Below are 21859 nucleotides of genomic sequence, written 5' to 3' on the forward strand. Positions count from 1 at the left end.
TTTAAATACTTGTAATAAAGCTGTTTATTCTAAATTAAATGTCTGTAGCTTAAGAAGCTCCGTTCGACTTTTGAGGTGCTGTAGCATTGGTTTGTCCCTTGCTCTCTTGGGTTGTGGGATTCGTCGCCTTGCCAGCAGCGTTTACCTTCTCCGAGTCATGACTGCTCCAGTACACATCCGCAATAGCGTCTGCCAAAATATCAGCCGTACGCTTTAATTCCTCTGCTGTATTATCAATACCGCCCACTTCAATCAAAACACTGTTAGGCGAGAGGGTTTGATTGTACTCTCCGTTGTTTCCTTTACCCGCAGCTTTTCCCCATATCCCGCGAGATATTCCTGGGTAGCCCTTCTCAATCGTTTGATGGATCTTGTTCGCAAACTCTTCGTTCTTCTTCCAATCTTTATTCGCATGTCCAATAATAAAATACACCTGAGCGTAACTTTTCCCATCAATCACTGCAGTTGTTTTGCCATGACGCTGCGAGTCGCGGTGAATGTCGATAAGTTCACTCATTTCTTGATTTGAGCTCATCGCAGATTTAACCAGCATTCGAGAGTATTTGTAGGAAAAATTCCAGTTATAGTCGGCAATTTTTGTTAGAAAATCTTCTTTGGCATGAACTGTACCAATCCCGCGTTGTTCCAATCTTTTCGTAATATATGATCCTACCAGCATTACATTTTTAGTTGAAACCGCAGAGCTTGGATTTTCGTTCGCTACTCCTAGTAGAGGGTTATAGGCCTCCCGAGGATGTGAATGATAGATAAGGATCCGTTTAACTGAGGTATCCTTGGTATTATCTGTCTCGCTTTGCGGATCACTCTTATCCGTACCTCCCGCAGCTCCTGATGGCTCAGGAGACGGAGCTATTGTCGCTTCAGGCTGCTGTGCTGGAGTATCTTCGGGCTTGTCCACTTCGTTTGGAACCGATGGATCAACCTCTTCCCCTCCACCTTCAGCCAGTTCATCCGTTCCCGGATGATAATCAACAGGAGCTCCTGTAGAGCCACCCGAGCCTTTTCGCAAAAGAAATGGATCATCCGCTGCCAAGCCTGGCACTTCACGAGAAACTAGACTCTTCGGATCACTTGGATTCACACTGGTCAGCAATTGAAATACAAAGGAAGTCACTTTTTCACCTGAAAAAGCAGAAGGCTCTTTACCCTGCGGTAAATGGGGTACCTCCATCCCCAACAGCTCCATGAAAAATCCACTCGATAGGGAGGCCGCAAGCCCCTTCATAGATGGAATGGGTGAAGAGTTCAACTTCTGTCCGGCCAATCCACCAGCGCCAAGCAGCATAAAAAATACTAGCGAACCTCCGGCCAACAGCAGCATCGTTCTTCCCAGCGATAAAGCATCCAGCACTCTTCCACGTAAACGGCCGATGTTCCAAAGCTGAAACCATTTTTTATTCATTATATTTATGTCCTCCTCCAGCCCTCTGTAATCTCTTATACTCCAAATCTATGAGTGAAAGAGAAATAGTAGAACCCTAAATGAGAGAATAGACATAGAGTCCGGCGAGATACTGTACATCAGCATCCCGCCGGACTTGTGCTAGCTATGATTCAATTAGTGGGTATAAGCGCCGACATTCTCAGGATCGACCGCATCATGCAGGGCCGCGTTCAGACCACTGGCTACAATATTGGCGATGCCTTCAATAAATTCATCGATTTCCTTAGGTGTAACGATCAAATCATGTCCTAGTGGCTCAAGTACTTCCTTCACTAGTGACAATCGTTCCTGCTCAGAAATATCGTCTAGCATCCCCATAATTTCCTTGGTGTGACCAGCTCCTTGCCCGAAATGATTCTTCATCATCTCCAGTACATTATTTACAATGGTCGAAGCATAGCAAACTGTAGGAACACCGATAGCAATACAAGGAACACCCAGAATTTCCTGCGTCAATCCGCGCCGTTTATTACCAATCCCCGAACCGGGGTGGATACCGATGTCGGCAATTTGAATCGTCGTATTGATCCGTTCCAGCGAACGGGATGCCAGCGCATCAATGGCAATAATAAGATCCGGCTTTGTACGATCCACGATCCCCTGTACAACCTCACTCGACTCGATACCGGTCAACCCTAACACCCCGGGAGCAATAGCACTTACCTTACGGTAGCCTGGAGAGACCTGATCCGGCACGAGCTCATAAAATTGCCGAGTAATGAGCGCATTCTCCACCACCAGCGGCCCCAATGAATCTGGAGTCACATTCCAGTTACCGAGTCCAACGATCAGTACAGATGCATCCTTACCAATCCCAATCCTAGTCAGGAAGTCCTCGAATTCGCGAGCAAAGACTTCAGCTACTTTTTGCTGCAAGCCAGTATCTCCATTGCGCAATGCTGGTACCTCAAGCGTGACATAATTTCCAATCGCGCGACCTATCGCCTGTGATCCGGCAGCGTTAGCCACACCAAGCCGGGTAACTTTTATCCCATCAGACTCTTCCACTTCTTCGTTTACACCAGGGATTGGCGTCCTTTGCGGCCCTTGAGCCATTTCCTTTGCCTCTAACGCCAAGTCCGTGCGTACCGAATATAGCTGCAGATCCGGTTCCATTGTTCCAGCCTCCTAAAAGTTTTGTAAGCATCGCTCCATTGAATTACTTCGAGCAAAACTTGCTTCGTAAGCGATACTTAGTTTTGTGAGCAGACACTTCCTTGAGTTACTTCTAACAAAAACTCAAATTGCAAGCTTCTGCCTATGCTCTTTTGTCGATAGTGTGCGAGAGAAAGCCCTTGTTTATGCAGGTTAAAATGGTTTAATTTGAAAGCTTTAAGTATTGCTTTTTACTACCGGTCATGCTAAACTATTTTAAGTTGTGAATCATTTGATAATGATTTCGAATGTCTTACAGGAGGTGAATGCAATGCCAAATATTAAATCCGCGGTTAAACGCGTAAACACGAACGAAAAACGCCGTGCACTGAACGCTTCCCAAAAATCCGCGCTTCGTACAGCTGTGAAAACTGCTGATGTAGCACTGACAGGTACGGAAGTTGAAACTGCTCAAGCTGCTTTCCAAGCTGCTTCCAAAAAGCTGGACAAGGCCGTAACTAAAGGTCTGGTTCATAAAAATGCGGCTGCCCGCAAAAAATCCCGCTTGGCGAAGAAATTGAACGCTCTTAAGGCTCAAGCCTAAGACGACATTCATAATGAGCAATTGAAGAACCTGACCGCTATGTTTCATACGGTTGGGTTTTTTTGTGCCTACTATTCTATAAATATAAGTAATAGTTTCCTTTAGACGTTAGTTGAATGAAAAAAAACCACCTTAGGAAGGTAGTTTTCTTAAATGATCAACTTTTCTCTTTTGAATAAGTTACTTTCATTCCGATTAGACATTTTTCATAGATGGATCATCTCCATATACTTTTTCCACTGCTTTGTTCAAGTACCTAGCCGCAACATAAACAACTCCAGACCAAGCACTTTATCTATAGCTCCTGTCTTCATCTTATAATCTAGATCAGCTAGTGCACTTAAAATTTGCCGCAGACGTTCACTTGAGAACTTGTGGGCCTGCTCCCCTGCAAGCTTTACTGCATAAGGATGAAGTCCAATCTGAGACGCAATCTGACCTTGCGAATAACTATGTGCTGATAAATCCTTCACCTGCAAAATAATTCGGAACTGCCGCGCAACCAGCGCAGCAATCTTAATGGGTTCTTCCCGCTGCTTCAACAGCTCATACAGCGTATCAAGCGCCTTATCTAGACGCAGATTAGCGATATCCTCTACAAGCGTAAACACATTTTGTTCCGTTCCGCGATGCACCAGACTCTCTACTGCTTCTGCGTCTACGGTTCCGCCCTTACCAGCGAACAAACATAGCTTGTCCATTTCCGCGGATAAGCCCTGCAAACCTGTCCCGGCATTAGTGATAAGAATCTCTGCGGTGCCAGGTGCCATCGTACACCCCCGCTCACGAATCCCTTTCTCTACCCAGCGCAGCAGTTCTTCTGCCCCTAGCGGGTTGAAAGCTAATACCGTACCCGCCGTTTTAACAGTCTTCACAATTTTCTTACGCTCGTCCAGCTTGTCACTATTCACCATAAAGACGATCACACTGAAATCTACAGGATGCTGCAAATAATCACTTAAAATATCTATACGATGCTCAAGTTTGGCATTTTCTTTTCCCGCTGTAAATAACGATGCGTCCCGCACCAGCAATAATTTACGTTCTACCATAAAAGGTACAGTCTCAGCTTCTTCTACCACAGCCTGCACCGGCGTCTCAGAGAGATCAAAGGGAATAACCGCAAAATCGCGATCCTCTTTGGCAATCAGCTGGTCTTCCAGCAATGCCGCGAATTCATTCATTCGAAATTTTTCACTGCCGTACAAAAGGTACAGCGGTGAGATTTTCCCTTGTTTGATTTCTTTTATCGCCGTTTTGGCATCCATTCCGCCACTTCCTTTTCCATTCATCTAGCCCAATTTGCCCAGATTCCTATTGTAGCAAAAAAAACGACATAAATGCACATGCAAAAACGGAGAAACTCTGGCAGCCATGGCCAAAGCCCCTCCGTTTAAGCGGCGCATCTATATAAACGCCGGAGTGAGAAGCCCTAGAAACTTCCCATCCGACGGTCATACCGATGTTCTTCAAATCCTATACTTTCTAGTTCCTGTCCGGTTGCTATAGTATATTCTGAAACTTCGAAAAATGTTCCAGCCTCAATTTAATTTGTTGACGTTGAAGATGGAGTCTTCGATGGTGTCGCCCCAGGTGATGTAACCGGCGTTGAAGAAGCTGCTGCTTCCTGTACAGTGTACACCTTAGTGGTATTCACACCATCTTTCTCCGTCACATACGTGAACTGCGAGCTATCCGCCGACCATTCTCCAGAAATCCAATTTCCTACTAATGGATAAGAAGTCACTGCTATCCTATCGTCCACTGAACCTTCGGGTGAATTCTTATAAATAACAAGCTGTAATCCAGCAAACTCAACGGCATAATGCCCATCAGGGGAAGTCCAAGTCTGTACATTAGAATCATTAGAATCATTAGAAATGTTAAAACCCATAACGCCCATTCCAAAGTCATCAGAAGTCTTTAATGATTCCTCCGTAGGTGGCGCTGAATCAGCTGCAATCCTTTTATCTATAGAAGCAGGTTGATCCTTCTTATCCGCTTTGGGCTGATTATTACCGCCAGCACTAGTATCCGGAGTTTGAACTTTCGTTACAGTATCCGGCTTCGGCGTCATAATCTTCTCCGTTGGATTGGGCTTCACATTATTTGTTGGTTCTGGTATCGACCGTCCTCCAGATCCAGCATTAGTTTCTGTTGGAGAAGTCGGCATCGACGCAGGGTCTACCGGCCCCATCGCTCTATCTAATGCAGCGTTATCTTCATTCACATCAGGAGCAGCTGGTAGAGCCCCCGAATCCGTTCCGCTATTAGCAGGCGCAGCCTCATATGATTCAGCAGAAGTAGAGGTTTGCGATTCAATAGCCATATTATTAGCACTATCGCTGGTCGCTTTACTACTATCCTGCATCATTTGTTCTACCTCTGCCCCAGGCATTTTATCCGGCATATTAAAAATAGCGATCCCTAATATTACGGCAGCTGCGATAGCTCCAATGCCTGTCCGTGCTGCTATAGAGGTTCCCTTGGAAGGTTTACCACGGGAGCTTTCACGTAAAAATGGAACTACAACTGGTTCCTCGGTTCTCACAGCGCTTTGTTCACGGCTGCTTCGATCCAATTCTGCAAGCTGAGGTAAAATAGAGTCAACCAGACTAAACGGGGGTTTCACGTCTGGCAACTGCTCCAATTCTTTGGAGAGAAGTGTCAGCCGCTCAAAGACTTCCGCGCAGGAAGGACAATTATCGATATGACGGAACATCTCAACAATCTCATCTTGGCTCAAGTCTTGGTCTATATAGCGGTGCATCCATTCCATCACCTCCGCGCATTTCATCCCGATACACCACCTTTCTGGTACTCCTGAAGTCTATTCTGCAGCTGCTGTCTGGCCCTAAACAGATATGATTTCACTGTATTCAAAGGCAAATCCAGGCAGTCTGCAATCTCGTTGTAAGAAAAATCTTGTAAATAGCGCAGGACGATGACCGTCCGATGATGCTCGGGCAATTGATCAATCGCTTCACGTATATCCTCAGCTAAATAAGAGGATAGAACCTCACGTTCCACATTGTGTTTATCCTGAAACACCATTTCATGCTCATCAATAGAAACTGTAGGTTTAGTTCTTCTGAATTTATCAATGCAAATATTGGTAACGATTCGCTGAACCCACGTTTTGAACTGGGCCTTTTCCTCATATGAACCGATTTTGGTATAAACCCGGATCAAGGCCTCCTGAGATGCATCCAGCGCATCTTGTTCATTATGCAAAATGTAGAAGGCGGTTTTATATACATGCCCTTCAATTTCTCGCAATAGGGTGATTAGAGCGTCGCGATCGCCCGCTTGAGCGGCTCTGATGAGTCCCTGCTCCACCACGAAGGTTCCCCCTCTCTATGCAATCTTACTGACGCGCAAGACTGCGAATTTGTTGCAACCCTGTAATTAATATTTTTAGAATACCAAACTTTTCTTAGAACGTCATGTTAAGCCATCTTTTATAAAGTGCTATCGCACATTTCATAGCATTTCGCAGCCAATAATTCCTACTAAGCATACAGGGGAAACTTCAATCATTCAAATACTCTTTTGAATAACTTTATAACAAAAATGACACAAGTATAAACGCCTTCGGCATCCCAATAAGGCCGGCAAGCGTTTAGGTAAGAAATATCTCCCATTTCCAAAAGAAACGGCTTATCCTCCTGTCGGAAAAGAAGCCGTCAGTAAACAAGAAATAACCTTAGAATCGAGCACATAACTCTATTTATATAACACAATCTTGCAGAGCATGAACACTGAGTAGTTGTCCCTAGTTTCATCATCCACAACATACGCCTCTCCATTCTCAAAAATATGAGGGTTATTGTAATTCCTCTCTAATCTATAGATCTGGCCTTCCGTCACCTTACAACCATGGAATGCCGACGCAATTTCTACGTATTCCGCATCCTCTTCATCAGCTGCAAGATACAGCTTTTTATCATGATAAGCAGGCATATACTCACTCCCGGTCCGATAATAAACCATTCCAATTCGTAGACGTCAGTCAAACATCATAACTCTTCTACTTTATAGTTTATTGCCTTTGTCCTCATTCTATACTTTATGAAAACATATAATGTAAGAAAATCTGAATGTCGGAAAATATGTATATAAAAAAGGTTGTACGGCTGACATGCGTCAGCTATACAACCTTCAATAAATCTATCTATTCGAATTAAGAAAAAACAGAATTAAATACCTTTTACCTCTTTAAATTTTGCCACATACTGAGCCGCAAGATCGGTAATCTGATCGTATCGACCATCCTTCGCAGGTGCAGTCAAATTACCCCCGATTCCTACTGCTATACAGCCGTTGGCAATCCATTTTTCCATATTATTCAGATCCACGCCACCTGTTGGCATAATGTTCACATGCGGCATAGGGCCTTTAACCGCTTTCACATAATCCGGACCAAACGCACTGCCAGGGAACAACTTAAGCACATCCACACCAAACTTCAATGCTTCCTTCATTTCATTCAATGTCATGCAGCCAGGCATGTACGGTATACCATAAAGATTACACATTTTAGCTGTCTCTGCTTCAAAAGAGGGACTGACCACAAATTCCGAGCCTGCAAGAATGGCTATTCTCGCCGTTAATGGATCAAGTACAGTTCCTGCTCCAATCACTGCACGATCTCCGTACTCCGCTACCAATCGTTTAATCGCCACATCCGCATCCGGAGTAGTAAAAGTTACCTCAATATTATTCAAACCGCCTTCGATACAAGCAACGGACATTTTAAAAGCTTCCTCAGCACTATCAGCACGAATAACGGCTACAACTCCAACCGACGCCACATTCTGCAATACTTTCATTTTCTTCATCAGTAGACTCCCTTTCTCTTGGTACGATCATAGATGAATATGAAACACTAATTTAGATAAACTTTTTTATTAAATTTACTAATCAAAACGATATAATCTATAATCATATAGTAATAACAATACGGTTAACAGTCAATACATTTTTATGGTTATAGAGATATAAATTTATCGAAATGACCAATAAATCCTTGTTTTATAAGGAATTATTGGTCATTTGTTTTCTTTTGTCCAAAACAACTTTTGGATTAAAAATCATTCTTTTATTGTACAAAACCGATTTATGTGATAATTTCAAATTATACATCATTATACTGGGATAAATTCATTACCCTAGGAGGAACTCAAATGAGTAAACAGTTGGATGCCGTCACTTTCGGGGAGCCGATGGCGATGTTTTATGCGAATGAAACGGGTCCCCTGCATGAAGTATTTTCGTTCTCCAAAGCGTTGGCAGGTGCCGAGAGCAATGTTGCTACAGGCTTATCGCGCTTAAATCATCCTACAGGTTATGTTACGAAGCTTGGCGAAGATAACTTTGGTCATTTCATTGCTCAAGCAATGAAGAAAGAGAACATTGATACCACCAACATTACTTTTACTAAAGAAAATTCAACGGGTATGTTAATCAAATCAAAGGTTGTTACAGGCGATCCTAAAGTCGAATACTTCCGCAAAAATTCCGCAGCCTCCAAGCTTAGTCTGGTTGATTTTGACGAGGCATACTTTAATGCTGCAGGACATTTACACGTAACAAGTATCTCCGCCGCCTTATCCAAGAGCTGTCATGAATTCTCTGTTCATGCTATGGAGTTTATGAAGCGACAAGGAAAGACGGTCTCTCTCGATCCAAATCTGCGCCCTAGCTTATGGCCGGATACAGAAACAATGGTGAAGACGATCAATGATCTGGCTACACGCTGTGATTGGTTCCTTCCAGGACTCGGTGAAGGCAAGATTCTTACAGGTCTAAGTACGCCAGAAGAGATTGCGGACTATTATCTGGCGCGTGGCGTCAGCTTAGTCGTCATCAAGCTCGGGCCTGAAGGCGCTTACTATAAATCCGCTGAAGGAGAAGATTATGTAGACGGGTTTAAGGTAGAGCAGGTCGTTGATACCGTAGGTGCAGGTGATGGGTTTGCCGTTGGTGTAATCAGTGCGATGCTGGAAAAGCTTCCGATTGCTGAGGCCGTCAAACGTGGCAATGCGATCGGTGCGTTAGCCGTCATGTCACCTGGCGATATGGATGGACTCCCGACCCGTGAGGAGCTTGCGAAGTTTATGCAGCAGGAAGTTTAAGCACATAGATTTGAGTATATTCATTAAAAAATGCCGTCTCACAGTTGAACTGTGGAACGGCATTTCTTTGTATTTTTATAGCCTATGCTTATTTATAAGACTTTACGGACTGTCCTTGTTGCAAGGTCGGCGGAAAACGATAAGTGATAGGAACAGAAGCGCCTTTATCCTCGATACAAGAGAGTATAATCTTAGCAGCTTGCATACCCATTTCGTAAGCAGGCTGACGAATTGTTGTAATGACCGGATTATAAATTTGCGCGAACTCCGCATCATCTATACCGATGACAGACAATTGTTCCGGAATAACGATGGCATTTCGATTCGCATATTTCAAAATCTCTGCTAGCGTGATATCATTCGTAGCCAATAGCGCTGTCGGAGGGTCCGGCAACGCTAAAAGGCGCTTCAGTCCTGTAGCTAATTCTTCTTTTGGCACACTACAGATATACTCCTCACGCAGCGTTAGGTCCGCTTCTTCCATCGCCTTTTTATAACCACTGATCCGCTCTTTACGCGGGGTAATCGCATGTTCCCCTAGCGGCAGGGTGACCAGAGCAATTCGCTCATGACCTTGCTGTGTAAGCTGTCCCACACCTATCTTGGCCGCCATTTCATTGTCGAGCAGCAAGCTCTGCGTAGTGATTCCATCTACTAGACGATCCATAAACACTAACGGAAAATCCGCCTCTATTAGCCGGCTGTATGCAGATGGATTGTTCCCCGTCGGAAAAATTATCAAACCGTCCACCTGGCGGGCAACTAAGGTTTCGACGTACTTGCTTTCTTTTTCCGCATTCTCATCGGCATTGCATATGATTACTTGGATTCCGTGTTGCTGCAGCTCGTTCTCGATTGCCCGAATACACTGGATAGACAGCGAATAATCGATATTAGCAACGATGATTCCGACCATATGCGTCCGATTCTGCTTCAGACTGCGCGCAAGTCCATTCGGTTGATAATTGAGCTCCTCAATCACAGCCTCAATCCGATTCTTCGTCGCTTCACTCATATATTTAAAACGTTTGTTCAAAAATTGGGAGACCGTACTCTTCGACACTCCCGCTTTTTGAGCCACATCATCAATCGTTAACTTCTTCATCGCTTCGGCTCCACTCTTCTCAAAAGAAAATACTTTATCAAAAAGTATAGCTTTTATTGGGGGAATTATCTACTAAGGAGTCTGACTCATAAATTCCTGATACAGCTCATTTCGTTGCTCTTCTGATAAAAATGCCCAATCTTCATCTATCCACCCTAGTCCACCTTTCATAAGAATATTCGCTTTACGTTGTTCCCCACCCACTTTATAATCCATGATTAAAGTTTCTCCCTTAATCTCTTTAAAACCAATTGCTATAGCAGGCGTTGGAATGCTCATGGTCTCCATATCATAAAGCACGGTTTTCTCTTTGTACTTTTTATCCCCTGCATATTCTAAGTAACTAATTACGAGCTGCTCATGTTCCTTATCAATAGCAATGATTGACTTGTATTCTAAAAGTGTATTGTCAAAGGATTTAAGCGCGATCGGAACCACAGCTTCCCCTGCCGCTGCTTTTTTAACATTAAGTATCGAAAACTTACCATCCTCATACATACCTACACCAAGAGTCTTTTTATAGGAAGTTAACAGGACATAATCTCCTGCTCCAAAAACCCCACTCAAATATTGATAGGTACTTGCCCCTCCCGCATAAAGAGGAAAAGTATATATCCTAGTAGCCGAAGAAGCCGATAGCTCCGTCTGGTCCTTCGAGCTCAGGTAAAGGGTGAACGGTTCTGTAGGATGTGTGTACTTTGGCTTCTTGTAGTCAACCATCGGGGGCGGCGGCGACCAAAGGATTCCCGCTGTTGTCTCAACGGCATATGCTTTGCTCTTATCTCTGCTCATTGGCAAAGGCATGTAATATTTCTTACCGCTAATCTCAAACTCTGCTGGACTTGTCGGAGGCTCTAACGCTTTGTCATTAGTAGCAGGAGTAGAAGAAGGTAGTATCCCTGCAGCTTGTGACTGCACCGATGAAGATTGGACTGGACCATGACTCTTCCATGCGCCTATAGGCAAGTTAAGTGCACCTATCAACAAAATCATAGCCACACTGGTCAGTAGCACACTTTTGTTTATTCGATAACGTCTGTGATTTTTATTTTTAAGCGTAGCAGCCTGTTCGATCTGAATCATCAGCTCAGGTGTAAAGCCATCTTCAATAAAAGGCCTTTTGCCTGCTTGTGTATACCAATCAGTCTGTCCGATCATCACTGGATTACTATTATCAGCTTTGCCTTTCATTCTCTCTCCTCCTTCTGGATGGCTTGCTTAACCTTCTCCCTCGCGCGCGCGAGCCGAGATTTCACAGTCCCTTGTGGTACATTCAGTAAATCGGACATTTCGCTGATCGATAGCCCATGCTGAATATCCAGTACAAGCACCTCTCTGTTCTTATCTGGTAGGTTCATAATAATTTCCCAGATTCGGTTCGCATACTGATTGCCTAGCGCTTCTCTTTCTGCAGACAGAGCAGTTACAGTGGCAGGTTGATCCCCAAATGGTATGAATCTGCGCCAAAAGCTATTTTTGCTCCAGCTAAAGGCTGTATTTCTAGTAATCGTAAGTAGCCAAGTTTTCATCGACGATTGTCCCCGGTACTTCCCCACATTTTTATATGCCTTCAAGAACACTTCTTGGCTAATATCATTCGCTTGCTCACGGCTTCTAGTTAAGAAAAAAGCATAATTCCACACATCCGATCCATACTCCTCCATCATTTCCCGCAAGGTCATCTCGGACGCATACGCTTCTGCATATGGCATATCTTCGCTTAGCATGTTTCGTCTCACCCCTTGCCTAATAAGACTTTCCAAACTTGAAAAAGTTCCCTTTAAAATAAATAATTAGGTTATATATTACTTAACAGCATAATCTCTATATCTGTATATTAAAAAGCACCACCGATGAACGCTTAAACGTCATCAGTGGTGCTCACGTGTCCGATTGGGGAGAGCTGAATTTATCTGTAAATAGCTTTCTATTGCATTTCGTGCAATAGAACTTGATTTTCCAACTCCATAGAAAGATTCTGTTGCACTTCATGCAATAGATACTATTAAAATTCAGAGAATTAGGCTTTTCCTTCATTTTGAGTGTACAAAGTACAGTAGAATGAAGATCCAGCTATCTTGGATTGCGTTCTATTGCACAAATTGCAATGCCTCCACCAACTTATATCGCACTTCAACCCCCTCCGCCCGCACCCGCATCTGTATCTCCCCCTGCTGATCCGTCCGGAATATAGATGCATGGTGATCTTCCAATCGCTCCAACACCTCAGATTTCGGGTGACCATACAGATTATTGACACCCGCAGAAATCACCGCTGCTGCAGGCTGCCAGAAGTCAAGCCAAGCTTCACCAGTGGATGTCTTACTCCCATGGTGAGCTACCTTCAGCACATCTATAGCAGGTCCAGCGCTGATGCCCTTTTGCTTAGCCTGCTCTATAATCTCCTCTTCAGCTTCCAAATCCATATCTCCGGTGAACAGAAAGTTCCTACCATTCATCTCGAAGCGAAAAGCTACGGAATCGTGGTTCTGCTCTTCCAGTAGAGGAATGCCATTCTGATAAGGAGTACCTGACACTTCTCCACCCCTTCCCTCCGGCCACAAAAAGAACAGCTCTGTCTTGTCATCCGGGGAAACGGTCATTCCTTGATGCACAGCGTACAGCTGAACATCCCTCTCTAGTGCAGTCCTCATCATCCCCATATAAAACTCGCGATCAACTAATGTCCCATTAAAAAGCAATGCCGAAACCGGAATCTCTTCCAACACGGCTTGGAGTCCTCCGGCATGATCCTGATCTCCATGTGTCAAAATAATCGCATCTAAACGCTGGATACCACGTTTTTTCAGCAGAGGCACCAGCACTTTAGCGCCAACCTCGAACGGACTTCGGCGAACGCGCCACTCTTCTTTTTGACCAAAGTTTAAGGTTCCACCACCGTCCACTAGAATATGTGCTCCGCTCGGTGTAGTGATGAGAATGCTGTCGCCTTGTCCGATATCCAGATAACTAATTGTACCTCTACCTGCTTGACCATCCGACTGATAACCCCTATACAGCAACATCCCCAGTCCAACTGCCAATAGTAGAACAATCGCTCCGCTCCAGCGTCCAACCTTAGAAGCACCAACAGCAATCTGTGCATTCCCCTCTCTCCCAAACCCACCGTGACTGTTCATAGATAAACCAGCCTCCGCTAAAGGTCTCGTCTCATCCTCCATATATTGCGGTGCAGAACGAGCTTCCTTTCCTAGCTTGGCAACATACAGCAGACCATACAACAAAACATAGTACACCCCGATCCACAGCAGTGAAGGCGAGCCCCAAATCAGTACTCCACCAGTAAATTCATTGATCCACTCCACAGCGTAAAAAGTAAAGTTATTCAACAGCTCCGTAACATGTGCCAGTACTTTTGCAGCATCTTCCCACAGTCGTCCAAGCAGTAGCGCAAGCGTCCCTAGCGGCAATACTACAAAGGTAATAAAAGGTACAAAGACCAAATTGGCGACAAAGGACAGTAGCGAAAACTGATTAAAATAATAAATCGTGAGCGGGAAAGAAACTAATTGGGCCACTAACGTCACCGAGACCGCACCTTTAAGCCAGCGTGGCAGTATGCTCAAAAGAGGATTCATAAGCGGAACGTATACCATCAAACCCAAGGTCACCAGAAAAGACAACTGGAAGCTGACACTGAGCAGCATATAAGGATTCCAGATCAACATAACCAGTGCCGATGCCGCCAAAATATTCAGTCCATCCTTCAACATTCCAACTCTTGCAGCGAGCAAGGCAATCATACTCATCAGCCCCGCACGCACAATGGACGGACCCGCACCAGACAAGAGGACGTATACCGGAACGAGTATGAAAGTGAGCGTTAGTGCGGTCTCTATTGTCAAGCGTAAGCGTCTGAACAGAAATAAAAGAACGCCTACATACACCGCTACATGCATACCTGAAATAGCGAGAATATGCGTCAAACCGAGCTGGGAGAACTGCTGAAAGGTATCCGGATCGAGATCATCCTGCATCCCAATGATTAAGCCCTTCATGTACCCAGAGTGGCGTCCTTGAAAAAGATGGTCCAGCTCCGCCCCAAGGGCCGTTCGCGCGCTGTCATTTAAGCGAAAAATCGTTAACGCACTCCATGAATCTGGCACGGTTACCCTTATATTTTCCGCTCCCAGCCCCTTCAATAGCCAATGAATCTTCTTCGTATGTAAATAAGCACGATAATCGAAGCCTCCAAAATTACGCGCTACTGCCGGCTCTTCCAGCACGCCATTAAGCAGCACCTCATCCCCTCTTCGCCACTCCGCAGCGACAGCAATTTCTTGCTCAGCCAGAAGTTTGATCTGCACCGCTATTAACTCACCCTCCACCTTTTCACCCTGCTCTTCCACAGGATCAGATGCTTTTTCATCCCCTTCTGCAAGCAGGTTCATATATAAGAGCTTCATTATAAAATCAACCCGATCCCCATCCCGTTCCACGACGGAAATGATCGTGCCTCTAGCTTCCACGGCGCTCCCATTCAGCTCTGCAATCGTGCTACCCAGCGCTTCAGGCATTCCGCTAATATTGCGAGCTTCGTTCCACTCCCAAAATCCAGCCGCTAAAGAAATGGATAAACACAACACGGCTATGTATTTCCAACTTACTGTTCCCCACACCCTCAGACTCACCAATAAAAGTATTAATCCAGCCCATGCTAACAGCAGTCCGTTCCCTGAGCTTAAGCAACCCGCTGCGCTTCCAGCCACCCAACATACTGTAAAGCTTAATAAAGGTCTTTCCTTCACGTTTCCTTCCCCCCTTTATCAATACTGAATACAAAAAAAGAACCTCTACATGCGCTACAAGAGCGCACGAGAGGTTCTTCCTCAAGCCATCTTATTAAATTAGTGTTGTACAGATCAGCTACTCTGACACTTTGATCATCGTTTCACTTGGCGGCTCATAGTTCTCCAATTGACGAAATATGATACCCTTGGCAGCCATCATCGCTTCAACCTTTTCCATATCCTTACGGTAAGGTCGGTAATACACGATTTCCACGATACCACTGTTCGCCAGCATATTGGCGCAGGTCCAGCAAGGCTCATCTGTCACATAGACGGTACTGCCTTCCCGATCGATTCGGTCTGTAAATAGCAAAAGATTCTGTTCCGCATGAATCGTGCGAATACAGCGCTGTTTCTTCACCATTGTCTCTACGCCATCCACGATTTCCATTTCATATTGCTCCGAGAGCATACAGCCTGCCTCTGAACAATCAGGTACGCCCATTGGCGCCCCGTTGTACGCTGTTCCTAGCAACTTCTTGCCTTGTACCAGCACAGCACCCACATGTCGGCGATTACAGCGTGAACGAGTTGAGACCATGCAGGCAATGTCCATGAAGTAAGTATCCCAGTCTTTACGATAAGCAGCAGTCATAATTAATCTCCATATCCTTCTAAATAGTTGTTAACTATTGTAGCACATCCCCGCAAGTATTCACTAGGACAACGGTTGTAGCACATTCAACAGTACCTTCAATACCCTTTTATCTTCAAAATATTACTAAAGGCTTTAGCTTTTCCAGCATTTTGGGCCCGATCCCCTTCACCTTCCCCAAATCTGACAGACTACGAAAAGCCCCTTCACGGTTGCGATACTCGATTATAGTCTGGGCCTTCTTCTCTCCGATGCCCGGGAGATCCATCAGCTCCTTAGCACCCGCAGTGTTCACATTTATTTTACCTTCCTGTGAAGCGACTGACGTGGTAACCTCAAGCGCCTCCAAAGCATTCTCTCCAGTAACTGTTGTCGCTTTTTCATCTACTGGAGTCGGGACAGTATGTTCTACTTGTGCAGTATCCTTCACCTTCTGAGCAGGATCAGACTTATCACTAACTTCAGCCTTTCCAGCACTATCTGTTTTCCCAGAAGCATCAGTCTTCCCAATAGCTTCGGCTCCCACTGTAACTTTCCCAGCACTTTGCTTATCTACCTTCGTCTGCTGGCCTCCCACTTTGCCCTCTGTAGCCGAAGCTTCGTCTGGCTCAGCGACTCCAATCGCTTGTTCCATGCTTGCATTCAAGGTTTCCCATCCGGAAATGCCGGAATCCCCCTTACTCCCAGCAGCCCATAACAATCCACTACCCAGTAAAGCTACAGCCACTCCGAGCACTACACTCCCTTTATTCAAAATGCGCTCCCCCTCACGAAAATTCGTCCTATACTTTTTTGTGAATCTTCATACATTCCTTTAATTGGAATTCCCTTTAATAATTCATACAAAACCTGTCATTTGTCCAAGGCTATCCTGCATACATATAACGAAGAGAATTCATGTCAGTTAGTAAAAAGCAATGCTAGAAAGGAGGAACCACAGGTGAAAGTAGGATTTATCGGAACAGGCAGCATGGGCAGCCTGCTGATCGACGCCTTTCTTTCTTCCGGAGCGCTAGAACCGTGTGATGTGCTTGCCAGCAACCGCAGCCTGAATAAGCTGCTGGAGCTTGAGAAGCGTCACCCCGGCATTTCCATTTGCGGAAGCAATAGGGAGACAGCGTTAGGAAGTGATATCGTTTTTTTATGCGTAAAGCCACTTGAATTTAAAACATTAACAGATGAGATCGGCTCATGTCTCCGGAGTGAGCAAATTGTCGTATCCATTACTAGTCCAGTTCAATTGCATCATCTGGAATCCGCTTTGCCGTCCAAAATTGCCAAGATCATCCCAAGCATTACGCACTGCGTCAAGAGTGGGACTTCACTGTGCATATTTGGCAGCAGGCTTAATAAAGAAGACAGGCTTGTACTGTTACAGCTATTGTCTTTCATAGGTGTTCCCTTAGAAATCCAAGAAGCACATACCCGAATCGCTTCTGATTTCTCCAGCTGTGGACCTGCGTTCTTAAGCTATTTCATTGAGCGCTGGATAGAAGCAGCCGTTGAGGCCACTGGAATTGAAGAGACATTAATCAGCCGACTCGCTGGTGAAATGCTGCTTGGAACAGGCAAATTACTGACAGAAGGGGAGTTTACCCCGCAAGAGCTTCAAGAACGGGTCGCTGTTCGCGGTGGCATTACCGCAGAAGCGTTAAACCACTTACGTACCAGTCTAGATGGTGTATTTGAACGCCTCATCACGACAACGCATGATAAATATGATGAGGATGTTATTAAGCTTGATGAGCTATTCAGACACGACACTATTAATCAGGGTCCTAAAGAACGTTAGAACAACAAAGCCCGCAGCACGGATTTCTCCGATGCTGCGGGCAGAATTGCGTTCTTCGCTTAACCCACTACAATATTTACAAGCTTGCCAGGAACCGCAATAATCTTGCGTACGGTTTTACCTTCTACAGCTGCACTCACATTAGGAAGTGACAGCGCATGAGCTTGCATTTCTTCCTGACCCATATCCAGCGGAATCAGGGCGCGTTGTACGATTTTACCATTAACTTGAATAACGATTTCAACCTCAGCATCGACTGTCCATGCTTCATCATAAGCTGGCCAAGCCACGTAGCTGATGCTTCCTTCATGACCAAGCAGTTGCCACAGCTCTTCAGCAATATGCGGCGCCAGTGGTGACAACATTTGCACAAAGTGTTCGGCAGCTTCATGGGACAAGGTTTCTTGCTTGTAGGCATCGTTAATGAAAATCATCAACTGGCTAATCGCCGTATTGAAACGCAGATGTTCGAAATCCTCAGTGACTTTCTTAATCGTTTTGTGCCAAGTACGTTTGAACTCTTCCGTACCGCCATCTGCTGTGATTTTGGCATTGAGCTTACCTTCCTCATTCACGAACAGGCGCCATACACGGGACAAGAACCGGTGAACCCCTTCAACACCCTTTTCATTCCAAGGTTTGGTTGCTTCCAGAGGGCCCATAAACATTTCATAGACACGCAGTGTATCCGCACCGAAAGCTTCAACAATTTCATCTGGGTTGATGACATTTCCGCGTGATTTACTCATTTTTTCATTATTATTTCCAAGAATCATGCCTTGGTTAACCAGCTTATGGAACGGTTCTTTCGTTTCCACTACGCCGATATCATAAAGCACCTTGTGCCAGAAACGTGCATAGAGCAAGTGAAGTACGGCATGCTCCGCTCCGCCAATGTACAGATCCACTGGAAGCCATGCTTTTTGCTTCTCAGGGGAGCACAGCTCTTGATCGTTTTTCGGATCAATATAACGCAGGTAGTACCAGCAGCTGCCCGCCCATTGCGGCATGGTGTTGGTCTCACGGCGAGCCTTCATACCAGTCTCAGGATCGATCGTTTCCACCCACTCTGTTACATTGGCAAGTGGAGACTCCCCAGTACCCGATGGTTTGATCGCATCTACATCAGGCAGTACCAGCGGCAGCTGATCAACCGGAACAGTCTTCATTGTACCGTCTTCCAGATGCAGAATTGGAATCGGCTCTCCCCAGTAGCGTTGACGGCTGAACAGCCAATCACGCAGACGATAGGTTACTTTACCTTTACCTACGCCCTTCTCTTCCAGCCAAGCAATCATCTTCGCAATCGCTTCTTCATTCTTAAGCCCATTCAAGAAATCAGAATTGACATGCGGTCCGTCTCCGGAATACGCCTCTTCTTCAACGTTGCCACCTTGTACGACTTCAACGATATTCAGGCCGAATTGTTTAGCAAATTCCCAGTCGCGAGTATCGTGACCTGGAACCGCCATGATCGCACCCGTTCCATATCCGGCAAGTACATAATCTGCAATCCAGATCGGTGCCTTGGCGCCATTCACAGGATTGATTGCATACGCACCCGTGAATACACCGCTCTTCTCTTTAGCCAAATCTGTACGTTCCAGATCGCTCTTATGAGAAGCTTTCACACGATATTCTGCAATCGCTGCACGTTGTGCTTCTGTTGTAATGGCATCAACCAGTTCATGCTCTGGTGCTAATACACAGTAGCTAGCTCCGAACAATGTATCTGGACGTGTTGTAAACACGGTCAGGCTAGCATCGTGACCTTCAATTTCAAAGTTCACTTCTGCACCTGTGGATTTGCCAATCCAGTTGCGCTGCATATCCTTGATGCTTTCAGACCAATCCAGCTCTTCCAGATCTTCAAGCAGACGCTCAGCATATTCAGTAATTCTCAGAATCCACTGACGCATCGGTTTGCGGACAACCGGATGTCCTCCGCGCTCACTTTTACCATCAATAACTTCTTCGTTGGCAAGTACTGTACCCAGTGCCTCGCACCAGTTAACAGGTACTTCTGCTACATAAGCCAAGCCTTTGTTGTACAACTGGATGAAAATCCACTGCGTCCATTTGTAATAATCTGGATCTGTAGTGCTGATCTCGCGATCCCAGTCGTAGGAGAAACCCAGCGATTTGATCTGACGACGGAAATTATCGATGTTCTTATCTGTAAAATCACGTGGATGCTGACCTGTATCCATTGCATACTGCTCTGCAGGAAGTCCAAAAGCATCCCAGCCCATTGGGTGCAGCACGTTAAAACCACGCATCCGTTTGTAACGGGATACGATGTCCGTTGCTGTGTAGCCTTCTGGATGACCTACGTGCAGTCCTGCACCTGAAGGGTACGGGAACATATCCAGTGCATAGAAATTCGGTTTGGTTGGATCTTCACCTGTCTTAAAACTTTTGTTCTCATCCCAGAACTTTTGCCACTTGGGCTCAATAGCCTGCGCCCGGTAACCGCCGGCAGGTATACTGTTTGTTTGATTGTCGCTCATTGTCTGCTCCTCCTTGGAGTGTTACTACTTAGATTTCTTAACCAAGCATAAACTGCCATCGGCATCCTTATAAGGACGACAAGCGTTTATGCGAGAAATATAAGACATGAAGTATTTCGTGAAACCTATACCCTCTTATATTTACAAAAAAACCTCCCATCCCTAGCGTATTATCGCTAGGGACGAGAGGTTATAATTCCCGTGGTACCACCCTAGTTAGCGGCTGAATATACTTTATTCTGCCACTCACTTTGCACCCTTTAGCGGGGGTGAGGCGACGGCGGTTCACCTAGGGCATCCATTATGTCTAGTGGATATCCTGAAACTTGCGCCGTTACTCCGAGGTGAGTTCACTCCGTTCCGTTAACCGGCTCGCACCTTAGTGCCGGCTCTCTGCAATAACGGTATAGAATTAATACTCCTCATCATCGATCAACTATATATACCGACTGTTCATCAGTAATATTCCCCAACATTATATACAAAACTGTTGACTATAGTCAATGTTTTACCCTATTTACACGGGCTTTCGTTTGATTAAATACGTCATAAAGTGTTGAATAACGACTTTTGCAGCCGCGAAGAACGGTACAGCAAGGATAAGTCCGATCATTCCCGCCAATTCTCCGCCAACCAGAAGCGCAAAAATAATGAGCAGCGGATGCAAATGCAGTTTCTTTCCCACCACCTGTGGTGAAATAATGTTACTTTCCACGATTTGGCACACTGTGTTAACCACTGCAACCAACAGCACTAAACGAAAAGAAACAGTCGAAGCCATTACAATGGCTGGTGCAGCCCCCAAAAAGGGACCCATATACGGAACAATATTGAACACTGCCACAACACTCGCAAACAGTAAAGCATACGGCATTCCGATGATGGCATAACCGATATAAGCAAGCACACCTATAATAATGCAGACCAGAAACTGTCCACGAATGTAGTTGCCGAGTGCATCATCGATATCTTTTAACAAAGTTACAATAGACTTACGGCGTGCGCGGGGCAGACAAGACACCACCGTCCGCTCAAACACATCAAAATCCTTCAGAATATAGAACACTAGAAACGGTACGATGAAAGCATTGAATAGCACATTAATCGTTGTCCCTATATTATCGAGAAAATTAGAAATCCCTTCGGCGAGACGACTTTCCAATTGGAAAAACCAGTTATTCATCCCCATCTCGACCCCGGGCGGGATTAGTCTAGAATTCATATGTCGCATCAGCCCTTGGGCTTGCAGCGTCATCTCTGGCAAATGTTCATTTAACTCTTCAAGCTGCTCGATAAACATCGGGATAAGGTTAATTGCGATCACTGCAATCGCCGTTAGGAATACTGCATATATAAGTAGAACAGCTACACTACGCGGCATCTTCCGTCCAGCCAGCATACTAACGACGGGATTCAGCACGTAGGAAATAATCATAGCTGCCAGAAATGGAGCGAGGATTGCCTTCAAAAATACAAATATCCCCTGCAGCATCGGACGAAGCAACCAAACAAAATACAAAATGATCAGGGAGAGCAGCACTCCGATCATCCAGCGGAACCACTTACTTTGGGACCATTGCTCCATGAGTGTACCCTCCTGCGACTGTAGCCTGGACTAGCTTCGTAAATAAGTATATGTATGGCCGCAGCAAAATAACCATCAAGCACACAAAATAACCCCACAAAGTGAGGCCTTTGCTTCGATGCTTTGCGGGGAACCCCAAAAAAAGCGCCAATAACCCTGC

Annotated in this window: 18 protein-coding genes; 3 read left to right on the plus strand and 15 right to left on the minus strand. The window is 45.3% G+C overall.

Annotation, left to right across the window (positions count from 1 at the left end; all coding sequences use genetic code 11):
- Nucleotides 1-49 precede the first annotated feature (49 nt).
- Together MKY19_RS23590 and gpr are read right to left on the minus strand one after the other, a co-directional pair.
- Nucleotides 50-1423, minus strand: a complete 1374-nt coding sequence (locus MKY19_RS23590; RefSeq protein ID WP_339266635.1) for a stage II sporulation protein P — start codon at nt 1421-1423, stop codon at nt 50-52.
- A gap of 156 nt (nt 1424-1579) precedes the next feature.
- Nucleotides 1580-2581, minus strand: coding sequence for a GPR endopeptidase (gene gpr / locus MKY19_RS23595; protein ID WP_042191024.1), 1002 nt, complete (start codon nt 2579-2581; stop codon nt 1580-1582).
- A gap of 310 nt (nt 2582-2891) precedes the next feature.
- Between gpr and rpsT the strand changes: the two genes are divergently transcribed.
- On the plus strand, nt 2892-3164 hold the full coding sequence (rpsT, locus tag MKY19_RS23600) for a 30S ribosomal protein S20 (protein WP_042130412.1): 273 nt from the start codon (nt 2892-2894) through the stop codon (nt 3162-3164).
- 248 nt (nt 3165-3412) lie between these two features.
- Here rpsT and holA read toward each other — a convergent pair whose 3' ends face one another.
- The 5 genes from holA to MKY19_RS23625 all read right to left on the minus strand — a co-directional run bounded on the left by holA (nt 3413) and on the right by MKY19_RS23625 (nt 8005).
- Nucleotides 3413-4432, minus strand: coding sequence for a DNA polymerase III subunit delta (gene holA, locus MKY19_RS23605; protein ID WP_042191027.1), 1020 nt, complete (start codon nt 4430-4432; stop codon nt 3413-3415).
- Nucleotides 4433-4710: 278 nt separating this feature from the next.
- Nucleotides 4711-5961 carry a zf-HC2 domain-containing protein gene (locus tag MKY19_RS23610; RefSeq protein WP_339798081.1) on the minus strand — a complete coding sequence of 417 codons (1251 nt, stop codon included), beginning with the start codon at nt 5959-5961 and terminating at the stop codon, nt 4711-4713.
- Nucleotides 5958-6506: a sigma-70 family RNA polymerase sigma factor gene (locus tag MKY19_RS23615; protein ID WP_036677530.1), complete on the minus strand. Its 549-nt coding sequence runs from the start codon at nt 6504-6506 to the stop codon at nt 5958-5960. Before MKY19_RS23615 ends, MKY19_RS23610 begins: the two co-directional genes overlap by 4 nt.
- 384 nt (nt 6507-6890) lie before the next feature.
- Nucleotides 6891-7157 carry a hypothetical protein gene (locus MKY19_RS23620; protein ID WP_339798083.1) on the minus strand — a complete coding sequence of 89 codons (267 nt, stop codon included), beginning with the start codon at nt 7155-7157 and terminating at the stop codon, nt 6891-6893.
- Nucleotides 7158-7363: 206 nt separating this feature from the next.
- Complete coding sequence (locus tag MKY19_RS23625) at nt 7364-8005, minus strand: bifunctional 2-keto-4-hydroxyglutarate aldolase/2-keto-3-deoxy-6-phosphogluconate aldolase (RefSeq protein WP_042130419.1); 642 nt, start codon at nt 8003-8005, stop codon at nt 7364-7366.
- A gap of 345 nt (nt 8006-8350) precedes the next feature.
- On the opposite strand from MKY19_RS23625, the gene MKY19_RS23630 reads away from it, so the two are divergent.
- A complete protein-coding gene (locus MKY19_RS23630) occupies nt 8351-9301 on the plus strand; it encodes a sugar kinase (protein WP_339266641.1) in 951 nt (316 codons plus the stop codon).
- Between the two features lie 88 nt (nt 9302-9389).
- Here the strand turns inward: MKY19_RS23630 and MKY19_RS23635 are convergent, their stop codons facing one another.
- The 6 genes from MKY19_RS23635 to MKY19_RS23660 form a co-directional block, all read right to left on the minus strand.
- A complete protein-coding gene (locus MKY19_RS23635; protein WP_339798085.1) occupies nt 9390-10406 on the minus strand; it encodes a LacI family DNA-binding transcriptional regulator in 1017 nt (338 codons plus the stop codon).
- 72 nt (nt 10407-10478) lie between these two features.
- A complete protein-coding gene (locus MKY19_RS23640; protein WP_339266645.1) occupies nt 10479-11597 on the minus strand; it encodes a hypothetical protein in 1119 nt (372 codons plus the stop codon).
- A complete protein-coding gene (locus MKY19_RS23645; RefSeq protein WP_339266647.1) occupies nt 11594-12133 on the minus strand; it encodes an RNA polymerase sigma factor in 540 nt (179 codons plus the stop codon). The genes MKY19_RS23640 and MKY19_RS23645 overlap by 4 nt, the downstream gene beginning before the upstream one ends.
- Nucleotides 12134-12496: 363 nt before the next feature.
- Nucleotides 12497-15175 carry a ComEC/Rec2 family competence protein gene (locus MKY19_RS23650; protein WP_339266649.1) on the minus strand — a complete coding sequence of 893 codons (2679 nt, stop codon included), beginning with the start codon at nt 15173-15175 and terminating at the stop codon, nt 12497-12499.
- A 118-nt stretch (nt 15176-15293) separates the two neighbouring features.
- On the minus strand, nt 15294-15812 hold the full coding sequence (locus tag MKY19_RS23655) for a dCMP deaminase family protein (RefSeq protein ID WP_042191041.1): 519 nt from the start codon (nt 15810-15812) through the stop codon (nt 15294-15296).
- A 115-nt stretch (nt 15813-15927) separates the two neighbouring features.
- The gene (locus tag MKY19_RS23660; RefSeq protein WP_339266651.1) at nt 15928-16566 is read right to left on the minus strand and encodes a helix-hairpin-helix domain-containing protein; all 639 of its coding nucleotides are present in this window, start codon (nt 16564-16566) and stop codon (nt 15928-15930) included.
- Nucleotides 16567-16752: 186 nt separating this feature from the next.
- Between MKY19_RS23660 and comER the strand changes: the two genes are divergently transcribed.
- Nucleotides 16753-17604 (plus strand): late competence protein ComER, encoded by an 852-nt coding sequence (comER, locus tag MKY19_RS23665; RefSeq protein WP_339266653.1) that lies wholly within the window; start codon nt 16753-16755, stop codon nt 17602-17604.
- A 59-nt stretch (nt 17605-17663) separates the two neighbouring features.
- Here comER and leuS read toward each other — a convergent pair whose 3' ends face one another.
- A complete protein-coding gene (gene leuS, locus MKY19_RS23670) occupies nt 17664-20114 on the minus strand; it encodes a leucine--tRNA ligase (protein WP_339243256.1) in 2451 nt (816 codons plus the stop codon).
- Nucleotides 20115-20631: 517 nt separating this feature from the next.
- Nucleotides 20632-21699, minus strand: a complete 1068-nt coding sequence (locus MKY19_RS23675; protein WP_042191048.1) for an AI-2E family transporter — start codon at nt 21697-21699, stop codon at nt 20632-20634.
- Nucleotides 21700-21859: the final 160 nt, after the last annotated feature.

This window comes from Paenibacillus sp. FSL R5-0744, from assembly GCF_037972555.1.
Lineage (GTDB): Bacteria > Bacillota > Bacilli > Paenibacillales > Paenibacillaceae > Paenibacillus_AQ.